This window comes from Streptomyces endocoffeicus, assembly GCF_016741935.1.
GTDB lineage: Bacteria > Actinomycetota > Actinomycetes > Streptomycetales > Streptomycetaceae > Streptomyces > Streptomyces endocoffeicus.
The window spans coordinates 1-1,801 of sequence record NZ_JAERRG010000127.1; the positions used below are offsets into that span (position 1 = coordinate 1).

Here is a 1,801-nt window from a genome sequence, read left to right on the forward strand (position 1 = left end):
CACCAACCGCGCAGACGCATCTTGGGCCGCGGGCTTGGCCACACGGGACAAGCGCGCAACCAGGACCGTGCCGCCCCGGACCGCCAGCTGCGGCTCCTCACCACCGGCGAGTACCCGCACCACCACGTCCGCTGCAGCAGAGCTGATCTCGTCGTCGTGATCCAGCAGGAGGAACCGTCCGGGATTCTCGGTCTGCACCGACCGCAACAGTCCCCACACGGGAGCCTGCACCAGATCGGCCACATCCTCCCCCGCCTCCGTGGCAACCGCACCACAAGTGACCACCACCAGACGAGAAGCAGCCAACCGCTCCTCACCCAGCCACCGCTGCACCGAAGACAGCACGGCGGACAGCGACTCCCGCGCCCCGACAACCACGTCCTCACCACCGCTCGTCGGGCAGCACAACACCACGGTCCCGGGTATGGCCTCGCCCTCATCGAGCACGCTGATCAGCGCTGCCACGTCCTCGTAGCGGGCACACGACCCGCCCGCACGGACCACCGCCTCACCCAACCCGCCATCCGGCCCCACGAGCGCCCACGAACTCCCAGCAGCCGATGCCCGGGGAGTGTCCAGAGGTTGCCAGTCCAGCTGGAACAGGGAGTCGTACCGGTTGGTCTGGGCGGCCTGCAACTGCTCAGCCGAGATCGGCCGCAGAGCCAGGGACTCGATGGAGATCACCGGCTGACCCGCCGCGTCCGCCACCTCCAACGCCACCGCATCCGAACCCACCCGAGTCAGCCGCACCCGCACCACCGACGCACCCGAGGCATGCAACCGCACCCCCGACCACGCAAACGGAACACGCACCGAACCCGACCCCAACTCCACATCCGGCTGCTGCTCGAAGCCCGTCAACACCACCGCATGCAAAACGGCGTCCAGCAACGCCGGATGCACCCCGAAACGCTCCACCTCCCCCACACACTCCTGCGGAAGACGAACCTGAGCGAACACCTCCTCACCACGCCGCCAGACCATCTCCAACCCCCGAAAAGCCGGACCATAACCAAACCCACGCTCAACAAGCCCGGCATAAAACCCCTCCGGATCCGACATCACCACCTCAGCACCCGCCGGAGGCCACTGCTCCAACACCACCCCACCACCAGCAGCGGACTCCCCCACCACCAGCAACCCGCTCGCATGAGAGCTCCACACCGCGTCGACCGCATCTGGACGGGACCGCACCTGAACGCTGCGACGCCCATCCTCTTCTGCCTCGCCGACCACGACCTGAAGCTGGACACCACCCCGCTCCGCAAGGATCAACGGATCCTGAAGAGTGAATTCCTCCACCGCGTCACAGCCCACATGAGCCGCGGCGCTGAGAGCCAACTCGACCAGTGCCGCTCCCGGCACCAGCACCGAGCCCAGCACTCGGTGATCAGCCAGCCATGGATGCGTCTCCAGCGACAGCCGACCCGTGAGGAAGACCCCGTCGCCGGCGGGCGGTTCCAGAGCGGCTCCGAGAAGTGGGTGTTCGACGATTTCCAGACCGAGGTCGGTGGCATTGGTTGTGTGGTGCGGGGCCTCGAGCCAGTAGCGCTGCCGTTGGAAGGCGTAAGTGGGCAGGTCCAGGTGAGCCGCCGAGGTATTGCTCTCGCCGAACGCAGGAGCCCAGTCGATAGACGCGCCCGTCGTGAACTGCCGTGCCAGACAGGTCAGCACCGCATTGACCTCGGACTGATCCCGGCGCAGGGAAGCGATGACCTCCGGCTCGTTGCCGGAACCAGGGTCGTTGTGATGGGCGAGGCAGTTGTGGGTCATGGCGGTCAGAACGCCGTCGGGCCCGAGT

The 1,801-nt window shown here is 67.1% G+C and carries 1 protein-coding gene; it reads right to left on the reverse strand.

Translation table 11 applies throughout. The annotated features are described in order from the left end of the window. Positions 1-1,773 (reverse strand): SpnB-like Rossmann fold domain-containing protein (locus tag JK364_RS54170; RefSeq protein WP_201858839.1); only part of this gene is annotated, 1,773 nt, incomplete at its 3' end. Positions 1,774-1,801: the final 28 nt, after the last annotated feature.